This window comes from Sphingobacterium sp. SGR-19, from assembly GCF_011043555.1.
GTDB lineage: Bacteria > Bacteroidota > Bacteroidia > Sphingobacteriales > Sphingobacteriaceae > Sphingobacterium.
This window is the reverse complement of sequence record NZ_JAAKGS010000003.1, coordinates 36,864-54,293: the sequence shown is the minus strand read 5'-3', so window position 1 is coordinate 54,293 and position 17,430 is coordinate 36,864. Positions and strand designations below refer to the sequence as shown.

The following is a 17,430-nucleotide window of genomic DNA, read 5'->3' as shown; positions in this document are numbered from 1 at the left end:
CTGTAGTATCCTGTCCCATTATCGACAGGGATTTGTTCCGGTTGATGATGGGATGCCGGCGAAGTGATTTTATTTCAGAAAATCAGCATACCAATATCCGGATGCTTTTACGATTCGTTGTTGTGTAGAAAAGTCGACATATACAAGGCCAAAGCGTGGAACATATCCTTCTGCCCACTCAAAGTTGTCTAAAAATGTCCATACAAAATAACCCTTCACATTCACACCCTCTTGTTGGGCGCGTAATACTTGCTGGATCGCTTCCTGTAGATATTGCTTTCTCTTCAGGTCGTCTATTTTCCCGTTCCCGACATCATCGGGAAAAGCTGCACCATTTTCGGTTATGATCAGCGGAGGGACGTTTGGATATGCACTAAATTTTTTTAAGATATGATAAACCGATTCGGGATACACTTCCCAGTTCATTGCTGTTGTTTCTACTGCGCGCGTTTTAGCGTTGACGATTTCCGCCTGTATATAAGGTACAAAATAAGAATGCTTGATGATCTCCCTGGTATAGTTCTGCAGACCGATAAAATCCATGTCAAATTTCAAATCCCGTTCATCGTTCTGTTGCATGTATTTTTCAATCCGATTTAGCACTTTAATGCTACCTGTAGGGTAGCCTAGGCCGAGTAACGGCTCTATGAACAGTCTGTTGAGCAGCAGATCTGCTTTTTCGGCAGCACGGACGTCCTTTTCCCGAGAAGAGAAGGGCTGCACATGTGAACACGAAAATGTTGTGCCTACGTTACTGTCTGTTTGCAGTGATTTGATTACCCTTGCACCATGCGCTTGGGCAAGTGCCGTGTGATGAGCTGCTGCAAGGAACGTGTCAAGCCCCTTTCTGCCAGGGGCATGAATTCCAAAAAAATAACCAGCCGCACAAAAGACGGTAGGCTCATTCAAGATGATCCAATCCTTTACCCGGTCACCGAAATGTTTTATGCAGATTGCTACATAGTTTCCGAACCATTCCGTTACATCCCTATTGACCCAGCCGCCATTTTTATCCAACGCTTGTGGCAGATCCCAGTGATATAGCGTGATCCACGGTCTTATTCCCAGTTCCAGCGATCGATCTATCAGTTTATTATAGAAATCGATCCCTTGTTGGTTGATCCGGCCGTTTCCTTCAGGGAGGATCCGGCTCCAGGCGATGGAAAACCTATGGTTATATATGTTTAGGTTTCGCATTAATCCCAGATCTTCTGTAAATCGGTGGTAAAAGTCACACGCTATATTGCCATGTTGCCCTCGTAATATGCGTTTTTTCTTCCGTACAAAAACATCCCAAATAGAGGGGCCTTTACCGTCTTTGTTATGTGCCCCCTCAATTTGATAAGCAGCTGTAGAAACGCCCCATATAAAATCATCATTAAAGGCATCCTTTTTTAATGAAGCCATCTACCCTTTATGAGATCTGAGTGGAGAATAGAAGGATTTAAACTGGGGGATCAGCAATTGGAACATAAAACGTCGAACGAATTTGAAGATAGCTTTCATCATATGATCGTTTGCATTAAAACTAACTTAATATGTATAAAGCTACTTTAATGTTATGACTTGGGGGTTAACGTTATATTAAATTTTTTGCTAATCTCCACGGGTTGTAAAAAATTATAGACTTATCACTATATATGCAGGTATTTTTCTCGAAGATCATGGCGGGCTATTCCCCCCGGATAACCTTTAAAGATTTTGCAACAGGTATGGCACAACCTCGGTATCTAATAAAGTTTTGTTTTACCTTATTTTGAAGATCCGATGGGCTGGTTGCCAATCACTGAAAGTAAGGCAGTACGCGGAGAAAATATTACACGATGCCAAGAACGGCGTGAACGAAGATTAAGGTTATCGAAGAAGCTCCTTTCATTATCGAGTACAGCAGACACCGCAGACAGATGTAAAAATGCGTTTAAAAGAATCCTGAGGCGGGGAGCCTCAGGATTCTTAACTAACTAACCAATTATAAACCTAATTATGAAATACAAATATACGATAGATTTGACAATTTAATGTCACCTTAGTGTATATTTAACACATATTAACTAATGCTAAAATTTGAACAGCTCAGCGTATATCTTTACTTACTCAGCAGCGTCGTTGCATAGTACAGAAAAAAAACCTCTTCATACGCCCCGTAAGGTCCTTCCATTGGAAACCCTGCTGTATCATCATCAACCAATATTAATTTATAGACCTTATGGAGTGCTACCGACCCGTCAGAATTATAGTCGTCCCGAAAGGGAGATTATCTCGCTAGGCGAGGAATATCACTCCACACGTAGATCGGGATTGTCAATCGTGGTCGACTTTAGGTTGCGTCTATTGACGACACCGTTCAACTCATAGTGGTACATACCAAAAAGTGAGGTTTCCCGCATGTCAAGACGTACAACCGTTTTGGCGTAAGATCCCCGCAGGTAGAGTGTCGGCGTCAGGCTATAGGTTGCGTGTAAAAGGATAGCAAGTTACTTGTCGAATCAGTGAACGTAATCTTTCTGAAATAACAGTTCGTCAAAACAATTATCTGAATGAACCGTTTATGGATTATGGAAAATACAAGACAATTGGTAGAAAGAATCAACGCGCTTTTTGTAGAAGGGAATATGGAAAGCTTCATGGACTATTTAGCAGAAGACGTAATTTGGGAGATGTTTACCTCGTCTTCTGGACATACCGTACTGCATGGGAAAAAGGAAGTGTCTGAAATGGACGGTAGCGATATGCCCGAACATACGGGCTTTGAATTTGGTACTATTGTGGTCGACGGCGAAACGGCGTCTGTGCAGGGCAAAAGCACCGGTAAATTAAAAGATGGAACGGACTACCACGGACATTTCTGTGATGTGTACCATTTTAGAAATAACAAGATTGCTAAAATCGAATCCTATGTAATCGATAGTAGAAAACCCTAGAAGCCAGCATATCTTTTCCACTTAGATCTTCACGATTTTGTTACTCTAAAGCGGATAATTTTTTTGAATATATCCACTATTTTTATTGGATGAGATTATTATTCTTAACCTTAATCGGTGTATTTCTAACATCGATTTCCTTTGCACAAAAAGACCCACAGGGCTGGCTTATGTATTTTGGCCAAACTAAAATAAAAGCGACTAAATTTGCAATCCATCATGAACTCCAGTTACGGGACCACCAGTTGATGGGGGATCACAACCAGACGCTTCTTCGTGTAGGACTCCAATATCGAATCAAACCCTACTTATTGACGACGATTGGCTACGGTTTTATATATAACGAATTGCCAGGAAGCCCGAATGAACCTTTTAATGAAAACAGAATGTATCAGGAAGCACTTTTTTCACATAATTTGATGCGCAGTAACATCAGGCATCGGATCCGGCTGGAAGAACGTTTTGTAGAAGATAAGGACTTCTCAGGACGTTTTCGCTATTGCCTTTTTGCTGATATTCCATTTACACAGTATGGGATGGCGGCAAAGGGATGGTATGCGGCACTATATAATGAGACCTTCCTAAACCTATCGGACGATGACACGATGGATTTTTTTGACCGAAACCGAGCATATCTTGGTATAGGTTATAGAATATCTGATGCTGTAGGAGTGCAGATGGGGTATATGTACCAAAACGTAGGGAAAACAAGCGGAACAAATCACGCTATGTTATCGGTGCATCATCAACTCAAATGGAAATAAAGATCCCTGTTTAAGTCCTTTCTGTTCATGTCTAAAGGAATACAAGTCAGTTGCCAAGGTGTTCAATATACTATTATAAAGATGTTTGTGTGTTCGATGGAGATTTCCGGCTGTACGCCGGCGAATAGCTGATGTTCGTTTACAAATATAATGACAAAAGCTGTACCTCTTATTAGAGGGGGGCTTTGATAGATATTTTTTTTGAGATTGATATAATTTTTTCATTACATTTGAGAACTGGTCGCTACGGTAACTAAATAAAAGAACCTTAACATACAATTAATATTAGTGAAGGATCAAAAACAACGAATATGCCTAATTTTGTAAACGGATGAGAAGCATAGCATTCGTTTTATAAATGTATAAGTTAATTTTCGGAACCTGCTGATGGAAAACCTCAAAAACGAAGAATTTTTAGCGGGATACTTAGATACTCTTTCGAGGAGACAAGTTTTTGAATGTGCTTTCACAACGCATTGGGAAAGCCTTTACCGCTCTGCTTTGCAAAAGGTCGGGTCGGAAGAAGCTGCCAAGGATATTGTACAGGACGTATTCATCGTTTTGTGGAATAAACTCGACGAATTGAAAGACCGCCCATTGGCACCTTTCCTGCGTACGGTGTTGAAAAATAAAGTACTGCAACTTTTTGAGAGGAACGCTGTTCGGCTTCGATACGTTATAGAATCGACACAGCAACCCGATCTGGCTGAACCCTGTGACGAGTCGCTGTTTGAAAAAGAACTAGACTCCATTATAAAGGATGAGGTGCTCAATATGCCTCCCAGAATGCAGACAATATATCGGATGAAAAAAGAAGAGGATCTCTCCATACGGGACATATCCAAGTCGCTACACATATCGGAACAGACGGTCAAAAACCAATTATACAGCGCTTCGGAACGTCTCAAAGCCAAATTAAAGCAATATAATCCCCGAATAATCTTGATGCTTTTGGTCCTATTTGTCAACTAGCTGATAGCACGACGTTCGAACAATCAAAAAAAGAAAAATTTCTTATAGTACTTTGTCATAGCCAAACGGATATATGTTAAAAGGCTTGATTTTGAATATATCCGACTTACAAAGACTTATAAAGAAATACAACGACGGGACAGCTAGCCCTGACGAACGCAAATTTGTTGAAACTTGGTATGAAGACCTCCATGTTAGAACAAACAAGGTAGACGGAAAGCTACCAAATGGTCTCGAGGATTCCATATTTTCCGCGGTGGAAGCGGAAATAGGCAGTTTTGAACCGGCCAGCAATCGGAGCGTACATAAAGCAAGAAGCCTGTTTCGGATTGCTGCGGCGGTGGCTGTCGTGGTATCGATATCGATCTATCTCCTTTTCTTCCGTGTGGTACCGGTCAGCAATTACACGATGCCTAAGGTCGCCTCGGCTACGCAAAACGATGTCGAAGCAGGAGGGGATAAAGCAACCCTAACCCTGGGAAATGGAGCGCGGATCATACTGAATGAAATGCAACAGGATTCCTTAAGTTATGGCGCTTCGGTGATACGGAAAAATGAAGAAGGCAGTATCCGCTTCGAATCTACTACCCCCTTATTGCCGACCGCGGATTTTTTGGTATGGAATACGCTGTCAACGCCAACAGGCGGACAGTATAAGATCGTTCTTCCCGACGGTACGAAAGTGTGGCTCAATGCAGAATCGCATCTGCGTTTTCCAACAGTATTTGCCGGAAACGAACGGCATGTTGAACTGGTTGGTGAAGCTTATTTTGAGGTCAGCCAAGATAAAAATAAGCCATTTCGTGTAATCGCTGGCAAGGCGAAAATAGAAGTGCTCGGTACTCATTTCAATGTGATGGCTTACAAGGACGAAAAATCTATGGTCGCAACCTTGTTGGAAGGGTCGATTAAAATCAGTTCGACACAAGGGGAAAAGATTCTGTCGCCGGGTCAACAGGCGCTCGTAAGCCCGGAATTGTCAGTGAAAGAAGTCGACACAGACCTAGCAGTCGCTTGGAAAAACGGCTTCACCCTTTTTGAGAACGAAGATCTGAGGACAATCATGCGTCGAATCGAGCGGTGGTATGATGTGAAGGTCGTCTATCAAGATCATCTGGCGGAAAGACGATTCACCGGAGGGATCGATAGAAAGGCGAAGTTATCATCCCTTCTTAAGGTTCTCGAATTAAGTGATATACAGTTCGAACTAAAGAACAGAATATTAACCGTAAAAAATTAAAACATGGAAAGTTAGGCGAATATCAAATAAAAAACCGGAAATGGGCCAACATTTCCGGTAACTCCGCTACCAGGTAACGGATAGAAATTTTCAAATAATCATCTTGGTATTAATGAAAACTCATAACAAAAATATGAAATTTAACTATTTTATTTTACCTTTTTCGTATAAGCGACGAAGGTTGTTCCTATTTATGAAATTAATTGTTGCCCTGATACTGTTTTCATCTCTCCAGGGAAACGCAAAAATCTTTGCCCAATCGATTTCCCTCAAAAAGAAAAATGCGCCGTTGGAGGACATCTTGAAAGATATCGGAAAACAAGCCGGATACGTTTTTTGGTACGAACCTCAGACAGTCAAGCCGTTCCGGGATACCGACGTTTCGCTGCAGAACGAGAGCTTAGAAACCGCGCTGAAGAAGGTTCTGGAAAACAAAAATCTAGCGTATTCGATTGTCGGAAAAACTATCGTTATTAAAAGCAAACAAGAGCGCAATGCGCAAAGCGTAGTGGTAGATCCGGTGTCAGGAATCGTTGTCGACATCAATGGCCAGCCGATACCCGGCGCCACGATTCGAGTTGTCGGAACGACAAGGACATCGAGCACCGACGATATGGGATCCTTTCAGTTAGAAGATTTGGGCGATGGCGATGTAATCAGTGTAAGTCATACAGGATATGAAACCGTGGAGATAAAGTTAGATGCGCAGCGTGAACTTCGCGTGGTGCTAAAGCAACGTATTGAAGCTTTCGAGGAAGTCGTCGTCGTGGGGTATGGCAGACAACAAAAATCCCATGTGACCGGTGCCGTATCAGTTCTGGATATGGCGAAAAAGAAAGATCAACCATTTACCAATGCAAGCCAGGCGCTCCACGGGGTGTCAGGGTTATGGGTGAACCAAGCCGGCGGAAAACCGGGGCAGGACGTCGCGACGATCCGCATCCGGGGCGTTGGCACGCTAAACAATCAAAATCCGCTAGTATTGGTCGATGGAATTGAATTTAATATGAACGAGCTGAATCCCAACGATATCGAAAGTATTACGGTGCTAAAGGACGCCTCGGCAGCGATATATGGTTCACGCTCCGCCAATGGCGTAATTCTCGTCACAACAAAGACGGGGCAGCGCGGACGGACAGCCGTTAATTACAGCTTCTCTCATGGTATACAACAGACCACCAGAATGCCGGATGTTGTATGGGATCCGATCCTATACATGCAGATGAGAAATACAGCCATGATCAACGAAGGATCGCCTATTACGTATTCTGAGGAACAAATTGAGGAATATAGAAATGGTATGAAGACAGATCCACATATTTATCCTAATATCAACTGGTTTGATGAAGTGCTGAAGAACGGTTATCTCCAACAGCATAACCTTAGTTTTTCCGGAGGGAGTGAAAAAACCATATACAACCTCTCCTTAGGGTTTATGGACCAAGATGGTGTTTTAATAGACGCGAACCACGCAAATAGATATTCCTTGGCACTGAACCTCGCAACAGATATCAGTAGCAAGTTTAAGGTTGGAGGAAGTGTCCACGCCAACTACCGTAAGTACGACGAAAATGCACATGGCACACCGTATTTCTTTAACCGATTTATGCGTGTGCTGCCGATTTTTTCACCCTACCTACCAGACGGCCGGTACGGCAATGCCGTATTTGCTACGCCAGGCCGTAATGCGGTTGAAAACCCCTTGATGCTACTGAAAGAGGGGCGTAAGGACCATGCGGTCCAACGTATACTGGCAAAAGCATTTGCAGACTACGAACTTCCGTTTGGGCTTCGGTATAACATCAATCTGGGAATTGATAAGCTTGACGGCTATGCAAGACAATTTGTTCCGTTTTTGACCACTTATAACCCGAAGACGGAGGTTCCATACTATTATAACAATAATCCTTATGCCTTCAATTACGACGACAACGTGCTCAATATGTCGTTCTTTCAGACATTGACCTGGGACAAAAAAATTGATCTTCATAACGTCTCGGCGATGGTCGGTACATCGTATATCAGCGAGGAAAGGGGAACGTTCGACGCACGTATTGAAGGATATTTTGATAATGCACTGACCGATATCTCTGCAGGCTCTATTAATCCCAGAAATAACGGTGTGGAGACGCGCGATAAACTGGGATCATACTTCGGCCGTCTAAATTACAATTACGATGAAAAATATCTAGTAGAGACCACCTTTAGATACGATGGGTCTGCACGTTTTGCACCTGCCAACCGCTGGGCGTTTTTTCCGTCCTTTTCGGCCGGATGGCGGTTGGATAGGGAAAGCTTCTTTCCACAGTTTTCGGGTCTCAACCTTCTGAAGTTACGTGGGTCTTGGGGAAAACTTGGCAATCAGGATGTGCCGTTGTTTAGTTACTTACCAAAGGTCAGCTTAGGAAGTGATTATAATTTCAATGGTGTAATCGTACCCGGAGCAGCCATTACCGGTTCAGTTGATCCTAACATCTCCTGGGAGACGACAACCACGACGAACCTCGGGCTGGATGCCGAGATGTGGAACGGAAAACTAGGTCTCTCTTTTGAGTTATTCAAAAGGCGAACAACCGACATTTTGCGCCCTGTAAATCTTCCAGCGCAAGTAGGTAACCTCAGTGGCGCACAACGGAATATCGGTGTTGTAGACAACAAGGGATATGAATTGAACCTTTCACATCGCAATCTCATCAATGACTTCAGCTATGAGGTTTCGGGAGGTATCACATACGTGAAAAATGAGATTGTCGATCTTAACGGTGAAACGGTTATCGATGGGCGGCGCATATTGAAAGAAGGATACCCAATCGATGCCTATTACCTTTATGATGCGGAAGGTATCTACCAAAATCAAGAACAGATTGATTACAGTGCAGTAATCAGTTCCAATGTGAAGCCCGGGTTTCTTAAATATAGAGATGTTAATGGAGACGACAAAATTAACGGCGATGATCGGATTATCGTGGGAAGCTCGATACCAAAGTATATGTATAGCTTTAATCTTAAATTTGGATACAAAAACTTCTCCTTCGATACGTTTTGGCAAGGTGTTCAAGGGCTTAATATATACCCGACAAACAATTTAGTATATCCTATTAACAATGGAGCAGGAATTACCCATGAGTGGGTTACGGATTCCTGGACACCGGAACGTCCCGATGCAAGACTGCCTATTCTGGTGACCCCACAAGGTGCCTCGGAAAACTATCAGCCCTCTACATTTTGGCTGCAGGACGCCTCTTATCTCCGGCTACAGAACGTGCAGTTAAACTATAGCTTACCAAAGGACCTCATAAGTAAAGTTGGACTTAGCAATTTTTCCTTCTTTGTTAATGGCCAGAATCTGCTGACTTTTTCGAATTTTAAACAGTTCGATCCGGAAAAGGAGATAAAGGACGACACCCTTTATGATTACCCTATGCTGAAAACTTTTAGTTTCGGCTTAAGCGCGACGTTTTAAATGAGTAAAGTTTTGAAGAGAAAGACAAAATGAAAAAGTTACTACTAATAATATGGAGCCTGCAGCTGATTGTCGTGGGCTGCAGTACCGACGATCTCCACACAGATCCCACTGGATTTTATACAGATGAAAATTTCTGGACGTCTGAAAAGGGCGCGACAGCAGCATTATCGGGTTGCTATGCGACGCTACGTTCGGCCGGTCTATTCGGAGGGGACGCCGTTCCGCTATTGGAAGATACTGCTACACCCAATGCCTACAACTACGATAATTCGGGTGGTTTCAGTGTGATCGCAAATGGAACGCAGACGGCGAATAATTCGGCCATCATTAATAACAGATGGAGAGCTTGTTACGAAGGTATAGGCCGAGCAAATACATTTTTGGATAACGTCGGTAGGGTACCGATGAACGAAGACATTCGAAACCGAATGATTGCCGAGGCAAAATTTCTGAGAGCGCTTTATTACTCCATTCTACAAATGTACTACGGAGGCGTGCCGCTGATATTGGAAACTCCGAAGCTGGATCACGCGTCATTACCGAGAAACCCGAGGGCCGAAATCGTCGCGCAGGTGCTAAAAGATCTTGAAGAAGCCGTCGACGGACTGCCTACGACGTATACAGGAGGCGATATCGGTAGGGCGACGAAAGGCGCTGCTTTGGCATTAAAGGCAAGGGTATTGTTATTCGAGGCCAGTCCGCTCAATAACCCTAACAATGCTGCCGATAAGTGGGAAGCCGTAGTAACCGCTACCGAAAGTGTGATGAATCTCAGCGAGGCGGGGTATAATCTCTTGTCGAATTACCGTCAGGTGTTTATGCCAGAAAATGATAATAGTGCAGAATCGGTATTTGCCGTGCAGTTTAAAGCGCCAGAACAGGGAAGTTCGTTCGACCTGATCGGTAGGCAATACAATACCAACGCGCCGATCCGCGGCCTGATAGATGCTTACTATATGAAGGACGGGCGTCTGCCTTCCGAATCGACCTTATACGACCCGGCATTACCATATAAAGACCGGGATCCACGCATGTACCAGACCGTGGTTTACCCGGGGGATACTTACATGGGATCGGTAACGACACCGACTGAGCCTTTTAAGATTACCGGTTACGGCGTGAAAAAATACACCATTTATGACAAAGAGCCCAACACCAATATTATCAACGGTGGACGCTCTGAAACAAACTATATGTTGATTCGGTATGCCGACGTGCTATTAATGTACGCCGAAGCCAAAAATGAAGTATTGGATGCACCTGACGAAAGCGTCTACGCCACTATTGAACGAATCAGACAGCGCGCAGGTCTTGATCCGTATGCGCTTCCTAGAGACTTGAACAAGTCACAGATGCGCGATTTGATCCGGCACGAAAGAAGGATCGAATTGGCCTTGGAAGGCTTCTATTATACAGATATTAGAAGATGGAAAATGGCAGAAACGGTATTAAACAGTACCATCTATAATGCTATGGAGCAACCCCTGGTTACCAGACGTTTTAATCCTCAGCGAGATTATTGGTGGCCTATTCCAGACCGGGAACGCGAGTTAAATCCAAATTTGGAACAGAATGCAAACTATTAAATATCATGAAGAAAATAAATAGCTATCTTACATTCCTTCTTCTATTGGTAAGCTGTTCGGGCACAGCCGATTCCCCTTCCCCTCCGTCTGAAGAAGAAGAGAAGGAGGAAATACAGCAACCGCCTCAAACGGTGTCTGAATGCGAACGATGCCTCGTTCTTTCCGAACAGTCTGATTCGCAGGTCGCGATTGCCGATGTACCTTCAAACACCGTCATCTGGTATTGGAAACCGAGGGAGAGCAACGTCAAACCAGAACATTACGCATGGTTCACCAATATCAGTGATGCTAAACCAGTGTTTAACGGAGAATATATATTGGCGACAGCGTCAGGTGGTGGTGTAGCACTTATCCGCATTCGGGATAAGAAAACTATGTTTTACACCCATGTGGGCGGAAATACACATTCGGCCGAAGTACTACCAGACGGAAATATCGTAAGTGCATCGAGCACAGGGAATTTTCTTACGGTAATAGGAGTAGATACGTTAAACTTCCCAGAAAATGTATATAAGAAGAATATTCCTATTGATTTTGGGCATAATGTAGTTTGGGACCTGGCCAATGATCTGTTATGGTCGGCTGCGAGAAGTGAAATGAAGGCCTTTGTCTATAACTTTAACTGTGATCGACCCGATCTGGAACTAACGGAAACTATTGCGATACCGGGTGCGGATGCCCACGACCTTTTTCCAAAGTACGACGAAGATTTGTTATGGCTGAGTATGAGTAAGAACATTTACCTGTTCGACCCCGCGACAAAGACAACGAAGCCAGCGGAGGGACCTCAGGCAAGTATCAAGAGCATATCGTCTGGCCCGGAGGGTTTCCCCGATATTTTTCTGAAGCCCAAGGAACAATGGTGGTCCGACGAAGTGGTAGACAGCAGAGCTAACGCTGTTTTTTACAAAGCCGGTTTCCGGATTTATAAAGCGAGATGGTTTGTGAAAAATGCCTTTAGTTATCCGGAGAAGCATCTATTTAAATCTTGCGATAAATAACAAGACAACTGATTTAATTTTTTTAAAAATAATGAAAACGAAATATATATACGCGCTCCCCAAGATATGCTGCATGGTATTGGTATGCCTGACATATTTTTTTGCCGGTTGCAGCGAACAGTGGGAATCGTCGCTGTCAGAGATCGCCGCCAACAAGGTTACGTTGAAGGTGCAGACAGTTGACAGCCAAACGGGCGAAGTCATGCCCAATGTAAAGGTGGCCGTTTACAGTAAGCCTAGGGGGCAGGCTGAAGGCCGTAAGGTATTTGAGGGGGTTTCTGATGATAATGGCGAGTTGAGTGTGCAAGATTTTGATGTGCCTAACCAAGCTGAGATAGTCGTTGTTGATACGCGATTTCCCCCTGCACCACCTCAAAGTGTAAAAGTATTGAGCGAGGCTACTGCTACTATTTCCTTAGAAGTCAGTAAAACATGGAGTGAAACCCATATTTATGATGCCACAGGCTGGGAAGCGCTTGCGGTCAGCAGTGTGAATGGCAGCAGCCATGGACAAAATGTATTGATTGAGAATACAGCTACATGGCATACACGATATAGCCCGGCGCCAGCCGAAGATTTTCCACATTGGATTGTCATAGACATGAAGAGCGCGTACGCCCTACACGGATTAGCTTTCAAACAACGCGCCAACAATAATGGGCCGATTAGGGCGATCGAATTTTATGTCAGCAACGACAACCAAAGTTGGACGCCCGCGCTCACTACAGAAGTGCCATACACGAATCCCGGCTCATGGCATGTCCTACCTTTTACCCAAGAATACGAGGCAAGGTATCTTAAGTTTGTTGTTACAGCGGGCTACCTGCAGGATGTGACGTTTATTAATTTGGAACGCTTGGGTGTGTTTTAAATATAAATCGAATAAGTCAAACAGACATTTTTCCAAAAAGAGCCTGCTAGTCAAGAGACTGCAGGCCTTTTTTCTAAATTTAAAAATTCTTGCCGACCAAATATAGACAGAGATTTTTTATTTAGCGAATGTAGAAGAACATCGAGGCCTGCATTTGCAGGCTTCGTGTCATTCATGGCCTCTACGAGCAATGATTCATCAATCAAAACGATAACCTTTCCTCGGTACTCGGTGGGATTTCAGGATGCTGACCATTTTATCTTCTGTATGCATTGTTTTACGTTTAATTTTTGAAAGACGACTGTTTAACGACCCCCTGTGACATCAATAAATACCCCTGTTGAATAAGAGGATTGTTCAGAAGCCAACCAGAGAATAGCTTCCGCCACTTCGCTTGCCAATCCGCCTCTTTTCAATGGGATTGTTTCTTTTATCCGCTCAATCCTGTTAGGTTCGCCTCCGTCCGAGTGGATGTCAGTATAAATAAATGCAGGACGAACAGCATTTACACGAATATTTTCATCAGCTAATTCCTTAGCCAGTCCTATAGTCATGGCATCCACAGCTCCTTTGGATGCAGCGTAATCAATATATTCAAAGGGAGATCCGGTTCTGGACGCGATAGAAGAAACATTTACAATAGTCCCTCCGTTTCCCCCGTATTTGGGTGACATCCTTTTGATTGCCTCCTTGCAGCACAAAAATGTACTCCATGTGTTGGCTTCAAATATTCGCTGCAATCTTTGTCGGGTTATATTTTCTAACCGGGATTGCTGTTCCAGTATTCCCGCATTATTGACTAATGATGTTAAATTGCCAAACTCAGCATCAACGTCTTCAAATAACCGGACGATTTCTTCTTCTTTGGAGACATCTGCCCGAAATGCTTTAGCCAAACCTCCTTGTTGCTTAATGGTGTCAACAACTTTTGCTGCTGCTTCTTTGTTCTTATTATAATTTACCGCTACTACATAACCTTTTTTGGCAGCAAGCAAAGCGGTAGCCGCTCCAATGCCACGGCTCGCGCCTGTTATCAACATTGTTTTATAAGCGATGTTTTTTTCTGTTTGCATATATGATGGGGAAGTTTAAAGATTAATTAAATCATTGCGGATTTTTAATATCACGTTACAGTGATGTTCATCATGTTCACCAACAAAATACATCAGATCAACGATACGCATGGGTTGATTTAATCTGGGATGATACAGACTATTATGTAAATCCTCTTTACTGAAGCTTTTCAAAAGTCTAATAGTATGCTTTCGTTGTTGTTGAAAATCTGTTATTATTTTTTCTATACCGTATTGATTGAATACCGCCTCATCTGTCGCCCTGTTGTTCAGATCTGCGGGGGACATTCCTATCTTATTCTCCTTTATTTCCGAAAATCTTCTTTGCCACAACGGCTCTAATATCAACAAATGGCCTATATGTTCTTTTATCGACCATTTTCCAATACGTTTGGTATTTAATTGCAGATCGGGTATTCCATTTATTAGTTCGGGAACTCGGGAAGAGTTTTCTTCCAAGCATTCTAACAAATCGGAGAACTGCTCTGCATCAAAGTTGAAATCAAATGTCTTGTCGAACCATTTTATAAAAGGTTGCGCTTCCAATAAAAGTTCCATTTTGATATCGGCACGGCTGTATTCTTGTCCGTCAAGATGTACATCTTTAAAACCGAATTTATGATAAATCCTGATTGCAGTTTTTAAACTCGAATTAGTAAATAAAATCAGTTTCCTAGCATTCAGTTTTCTAGCCTCCTCAATAGCTGTCCTGCAAAGCAATCCTCCAGCGCCTAGACTCCGAAACCGTTCGTCAACAGCCATTTTAGCCAATTCGTAGACATCCTTAGAGATGAATACCAAAGCCACTGTTCCGATGATTTGATTTTGATGCTCGACGAAAAATATTTGTCCGCCGTCTTTCAGAATAGTATCTGTAGGATTTGACAGTAAAATTTCATCCATCTGTTCCATTTGAAAGTATTTTTCTATCCAGGCTCTGTTTAGTTGCTCAAAATACTTTTGGTATTGAGGTCTGTATTTTATAATTCTCATTTCAACTTCTCAAAATTGTATTTAAATAAACCAATCGGTCTTTTTTAGAGTAAAAAAAAATTATGCTTTTAAGCCTATAATTAATTTTTCTAAAAACTCCATTGCTATTTTCAATTCTTTTGTTCTATTAGTAACTTTTGCGTGCATAAAAGCGCCTTCAATCATGGAGATCATCACTACTGCTATTTCTGCGGGGTCAGTATCGTCCTTAATTTCCTTCCTCACAATGCCACGTTTTATTTGGTTTTCTATAGATGCCTTCCAAAAATCCAGTGCTTTTACCGCTCTTTCTTTTAATCGCGGATGAGTGTCATCTGCTTCCGTAGAGGTGTTGAGAATAGGACAGCCCGCCTGCAGATATGAATATCTAAAATAGTTTCTATATGTATTCGGATATACCAACAATCGCTCAATGGAATAATCGGTTGCCGAAATTCTCCTTTTCATATGTTCGTTTACCTTATTGTGATTGTAATCAAAAGCAGCTAAAGCAATTTCGTCTTTATTCGCAAAATTACCGTATATACAACCTTTTGAAAGACCGGTGACGTTCATGATATCATTCATTGAAGTGCCAGCATATCCTTTTATGTTGAACACGAATGCAGTTTTTTCAACAATGAATTGTTTTGTGTTTTCTGACTTTGACATTTTCATAAAAACATATTGATGCAAAACGACGTAAAGATAAAAAAAATGAACCAATCGGTCTTTTTAGTCAAAAGAAAATAATTGATAAGAACCTCCTGTCCATTTTGCAAAGAAGTTTACTCGCTAATGGTCGCTTTACTATTCATAGAACTCCTTCGGATATTCAACTGTCCCGCTAACTCCAGCAAGTCCATCTTTTGTCAATTCGATTGCCATGCAATTCTCTTTTGGTACATCAAAAGGCAATTCAATTCCGAAATAATCAGCTTGTTTATAACCAAATTTCGGATAGTATTTTTCGTGTCCGAGTAAAACGATAGAATGATGTCCTAAGTCTCTTGCCTTTATGTGAACCTCTTCGATCAGCATTCCACCAATTCCTTTGCCTTGGTACTCTGGAAGGACGGAAACTGGCGCAAGAGCTAATGAGTCAAATTCATGTCGATCATTTTTTATTTTCAGTTTCGTCACCAAAATATGCCCGGCGAGTCTACCGTCAACTTCCGCAACCATGGACAGTTCAGGAATAAAGGCGTTCGACTTTCTCAAGCGTTCCACTAAAAACTGTTCTTTATGATCACTAAACTCGACGGATTCGAAAGCTTTTTCTATCAGTTTGAATACGATCCTGAAATCTTGTGGTTATTCTTGTCTTATCGTTACTTTCATTTGGTTTATATAATCCATCAACTGCTTATACTATTTTACTTTTATATATCATAAGATATGCTTTAGACTTGTTCAGTTTCTGATGGGGAGTGTGGCATCACAAGCGAAAAGGTAATACGCCAATTTTTACAATCAATTTCAAACCCGAAAAAGGTACAGGAGGTTATTACCGCGTGAACATTCTAACTCTCGGAATAACTTCTTTGCCAATTAATTCTATGGAGCGTAAGAGCTGTTCATGTGTAAGACCGGCATTGTCCATCTGAAAAGTAAATCGGTCAACACCACCTAATGCCTCGCTATGTCTTAATAGTTTTGTAGCCACCTGTTCCGGTCCCCCCACAGCCAACACACCTTTAGGTGCGACCAATGTATCAAAACGATCTTTGGTTACTGGAGGCCAGCCACGTTCTCTGCCAACTTTAGTCCAAAGTTGCGCATAACCGGGATAGTAATTTGCAATCGCTTCCTCATCCGTTGCAGCCACATAACCCGGAGAATGTAAACCCACCTTTAGCTGCTCCGGTTCAAAACCAGCTCTTTTTCCCGCCTCTCGATACAAATCAACCAGCGGACGAAAATTTGCTGTTTCTCCACCAATTACTGCAATCATCAATGGCAACCCGAGAGATCCTGCCCTGACAAATGATTCGGGAGTTCCTCCAACACCAAGCCAAACAGGAAATTCTTCTTGAATTGCTCTGGGATAAACAGGTTGATTTTGTAAAGACGGCCTGAATTTACCAGACCAGGTAACGAATTCATGTTCACGTATCTGCAATAAAAGTTCCAGTTTCTCTTCAAACAGTTCATCATAATCATTCAGATGAAAACCAAATAGTGGATAAGATTCTATGGCCGAACCTCTACCCACAACAAGCTCAGCCCGACCTTTGGATATCAGGTCGAGCGTAGCAAAGTTCTGATACACTCTTACCGGATCTGAGGTGCTCAAAACCGTAACCGCACTGGTGAGGCGTATGTTTTTTGTTCTCGCTGCAGCGGCAGCAAGTATCACTGCAGGAGCCGAATCAAGAAATTCTTTTTTATGATGTTCTCCAATCCCGTAAACGGCAAGGCCTGCTTTATCGGCCTGTACAATCCTGTCCAGTAACTGCTCCATGGCATCGACACTGGTCAGTGTTTTGCTGCCGTACATAGCAGATGCAAAACTATCGATTCCTATTTCCATTTTTTCTTGATTTTAATTATTGATATATACC

15 protein-coding genes are annotated in these 17,430 nt (G+C 42.6%); 9 read left to right on the top strand and 6 right to left on the bottom strand.

Annotated elements, in window-relative coordinates; genetic code table 11:
- Positions 1-69: 69 nt before the first annotated feature.
- Positions 70-1,407 (bottom strand): GH1 family beta-glucosidase, encoded by a 1,338-nt coding sequence (locus G5B43_RS07705; RefSeq protein WP_165294166.1) that lies wholly within the window; start codon positions 1,405-1,407, stop codon positions 70-72.
- A gap of 657 nt (positions 1,408-2,064) precedes the next feature.
- Here G5B43_RS07705 and G5B43_RS07700 point away from each other — a divergent pair.
- The 9 genes from G5B43_RS07700 to G5B43_RS07660 all read left to right on the top strand — a co-directional run bounded on the left by G5B43_RS07700 (position 2,065) and on the right by G5B43_RS07660 (position 12,821).
- Positions 2,065-2,355: a hypothetical protein gene (locus G5B43_RS07700; protein ID WP_165294165.1), complete on the top strand. Its 291-nt coding sequence runs from the start codon at positions 2,065-2,067 to the stop codon at positions 2,353-2,355.
- A 200-nt stretch (positions 2,356-2,555) separates the two neighbouring features.
- Positions 2,556-2,921 (top strand): nuclear transport factor 2 family protein, encoded by a 366-nt coding sequence (locus tag G5B43_RS07695; protein WP_165294164.1) that lies wholly within the window; start codon positions 2,556-2,558, stop codon positions 2,919-2,921.
- 89 nt (positions 2,922-3,010) lie between these two features.
- On the top strand, positions 3,011-3,685 hold the full coding sequence (locus G5B43_RS07690; RefSeq protein ID WP_165294163.1) for a DUF2490 domain-containing protein: 675 nt from the start codon (positions 3,011-3,013) through the stop codon (positions 3,683-3,685).
- A gap of 387 nt (positions 3,686-4,072) precedes the next feature.
- Entirely contained in the window at positions 4,073-4,657 is a 585-nt protein-coding gene (locus tag G5B43_RS07685) for an RNA polymerase sigma factor (protein WP_165294162.1), read from the top strand.
- A gap of 85 nt (positions 4,658-4,742) precedes the next feature.
- On the top strand, positions 4,743-5,897 hold the full coding sequence (locus tag G5B43_RS07680) for a FecR family protein (RefSeq protein ID WP_165294161.1): 1,155 nt from the start codon (positions 4,743-4,745) through the stop codon (positions 5,895-5,897).
- Positions 5,898-6,090: 193 nt separating this feature from the next.
- Positions 6,091-9,360, top strand: a complete 3,270-nt coding sequence (locus G5B43_RS07675) for a TonB-dependent receptor (protein ID WP_240904799.1) — start codon at positions 6,091-6,093, stop codon at positions 9,358-9,360.
- Positions 9,361-9,389: 29 nt separating this feature from the next.
- A complete protein-coding gene (locus tag G5B43_RS07670) occupies positions 9,390-10,949 on the top strand; it encodes a RagB/SusD family nutrient uptake outer membrane protein (protein WP_165294159.1) in 1,560 nt (519 codons plus the stop codon).
- 5 nt (positions 10,950-10,954) lie between these two features.
- Positions 10,955-11,950, top strand: coding sequence for a DUF6528 family protein (locus G5B43_RS07665; protein ID WP_165294158.1), 996 nt, complete (start codon positions 10,955-10,957; stop codon positions 11,948-11,950).
- A 31-nt stretch (positions 11,951-11,981) separates the two neighbouring features.
- A complete protein-coding gene (locus G5B43_RS07660) occupies positions 11,982-12,821 on the top strand; it encodes a discoidin domain-containing protein (RefSeq protein WP_165294157.1) in 840 nt (279 codons plus the stop codon).
- Between the two features lie 305 nt (positions 12,822-13,126).
- On the opposite strand, the gene G5B43_RS07655 is transcribed toward G5B43_RS07660, so the two are convergent.
- The 5 genes from G5B43_RS07655 to G5B43_RS07635 form a co-directional block, all read right to left on the bottom strand.
- Positions 13,127-13,894, bottom strand: a complete 768-nt coding sequence (locus G5B43_RS07655) for an SDR family oxidoreductase (protein ID WP_206367283.1) — start codon at positions 13,892-13,894, stop codon at positions 13,127-13,129.
- A gap of 15 nt (positions 13,895-13,909) precedes the next feature.
- Positions 13,910-14,887 (bottom strand): GNAT family N-acetyltransferase, encoded by a 978-nt coding sequence (locus tag G5B43_RS07650; RefSeq protein ID WP_165294155.1) that lies wholly within the window; start codon positions 14,885-14,887, stop codon positions 13,910-13,912.
- Between the two features lie 60 nt (positions 14,888-14,947).
- On the bottom strand, positions 14,948-15,538 hold the full coding sequence (locus G5B43_RS07645; RefSeq protein ID WP_165294153.1) for a TetR/AcrR family transcriptional regulator: 591 nt from the start codon (positions 15,536-15,538) through the stop codon (positions 14,948-14,950).
- 138 nt (positions 15,539-15,676) lie between these two features.
- Positions 15,677-16,165, bottom strand: a complete 489-nt coding sequence (locus G5B43_RS07640) for an N-acetyltransferase (RefSeq protein ID WP_317167502.1) — start codon at positions 16,163-16,165, stop codon at positions 15,677-15,679.
- A 208-nt stretch (positions 16,166-16,373) separates the two neighbouring features.
- Positions 16,374-17,399, bottom strand: a complete 1,026-nt coding sequence (locus tag G5B43_RS07635; protein ID WP_165294152.1) for an Atu2307/SP_0267 family LLM class monooxygenase — start codon at positions 17,397-17,399, stop codon at positions 16,374-16,376.
- Positions 17,400-17,430: the final 31 nt, after the last annotated feature.